Origin of the sequence: Methylobacterium sp. (assembly GCF_019750675.1) — a bacterium.
Lineage (GTDB): Bacteria > Pseudomonadota > Alphaproteobacteria > Rhizobiales > Beijerinckiaceae > Methylobacterium.
Genome location: NZ_JAIEOF010000317.1, coordinates 1 through 1,727, shown reverse-complemented (window position 1 = coordinate 1,727; position 1,727 = coordinate 1). Strand labels below are relative to the sequence as shown.

Sequence of the window (1,727 nt, the reverse complement as noted above, 5' to 3'; positions counted from 1 at the left end):
GACGACGCGCGCAACGCCCTCACGCGCCGGATCACCGATGCCAACGGCGGACAGGCGGGTGCCGTGGCCGCCGCCCTCGTCACGGGCAAGCGTGGCCTGATCGGCCCCGAAACCAACGAGGTGCTGCGCGCGGCCGGAATCTACCACGTGGTCTCGATCTCCGGCCTGCACATGGTGCTGGCGGCCGGGGTGGTGTTCTGGCTGGTACGGGCACTTCTCGCCGTCGTGCCCTGGTTCGCGCTCCACTGGCCCATCAAGAAGATCGCCGCGGCCTTCGCCATGGTGGGCGTGACGGCTTACTGCGTCTTCTCGGGCTGGGATATTGCGGCCGAACGCGCCCTGATCATGACGTTGGTGATGCTGGGCGCGATCCTCGTGGATCGCCCGGCGCTGAGCATGCGCAACCTCGCGCTCGCCGCGATCATCGCCCTGGCGCGCGAGCCGGACGGCGTGCTCGGCCCGAGCTTCCAGATGTCGTTCGCCGCCGTGGCCGGACTGATCGCCTGTGCGCGCCTGATCGGTGGCGGCGCCTTCCGCCGCGATGGAAGCGGGCCGCTCGCGCGCGCCTGGGGATGGTGCCTCGCGATCGTCGTGGGAACGCTCGCGACGACGCTCGTCGCCCAGATGGCCACGGCGCCCTTCGCGACCTACCATTTCCAGACGGTGCAGCCGTTCGGTCTCGTGGGCAATGCCCTGACCCTGCCCCTCGTCTCCCTCGCGGTGATGCCGGCGGCCGTCCTCGGCATCCTCGCCTACCCGTTCGCCCTCGACCAGCCCGTCTGGTGGGCGATGGGCCTGGCCGTGCGAGGCATGTTGACGATCTCCGGCTGGATTGCGGGCTTCGGCCACGCCACCTACGTGGTGCCGGCCTTCGGCGCCGGGGCCCTTACGCTGATGGCGGCGGCCCTCGTCCTGCTGGCCCTGCCGGCCTCGTCCCTGCGCTGGTTCGGCCTCCTGCCGGCCGTGATCGGCATCGGGCTCGCCGCCCATCCGGTGCGGCACGACATCTACGTGGATCGCGAGGGTGCGGGCGCGGCGATCCGCGATGCCAGCGGGCGCCTGGCGATACTCGGGCGTCCGCCCCCCTTCGTGCTGGACCAATGGCTGAAAGCCGACGGCGACAACCGCAAGGCCAGCGCGGTCACGGCACATTCCGCGGCCCGGTGCGACCGGCTCGGCTGTACCGTGTCCCTGGCGGATGGACGCAGAATCGCGCTCGTCACCGACAAGCGTGCTCTGCCGGAGGATTGCGCGCGGGCCGACATCCTCATCACCCGCCGGGACGCGCCCCCCGGTTGCGCTGCGGCCATGATCCTTGATCGCGGCTTCCTGCGATCGCATGGCGCCAGCGCGATCCGATTCGGTCCGGAAGGTCCGATCATCACGTCGGCACGCCGCCCCGGTGAAGGGGTGCCGTGGCGTGTACCCGCAACCGAACCGGCCTCCACGACGAAAAGCGCGCTCGAGATCGACCAGCCCCGCGCGGAGCCCGGGCCCGACGACACGGACGTGTCGGACGCCGATCCGGGCTACGCGGTTCAGTAGCGCCGGACGAGGCTCACCAACCGTCCCTGAATACGGACCCGGTCGGGTCCCAGCACGCGGGTCTCGTAAGCCGGGTTCGCCGCCTCCAGGGCGATCGAGGATCCGCGCCGGCGCAGGCGCTTGAGCGTCGCCTCTTCGTCGTCGATCAGCGCCACGATGATGTCGCCGGTGTTCGCGGTCTC

The 1,727-nt window shown here is 70.9% G+C and carries 2 protein-coding genes; one reads left to right on the top strand and one right to left on the bottom strand.

The genetic code is table 11. From position 1 onward, the window contains the following. The coding region (locus K2X24_RS16420; RefSeq protein ID WP_292499420.1) for a ComEC/Rec2 family competence protein at window positions 1-1,545 on the top strand (1,545 nt) is incomplete at its 5' end. On the opposite strand, the gene K2X24_RS16415 is transcribed toward K2X24_RS16420, so the two are convergent. Beyond that, window positions 1,539-1,727 (bottom strand): S24 family peptidase (locus K2X24_RS16415; protein ID WP_292499419.1); only part of this gene is annotated, 189 nt, incomplete at its 5' end. The two genes, K2X24_RS16420 and K2X24_RS16415, sit on opposite strands and share 7 nt — an antisense overlap.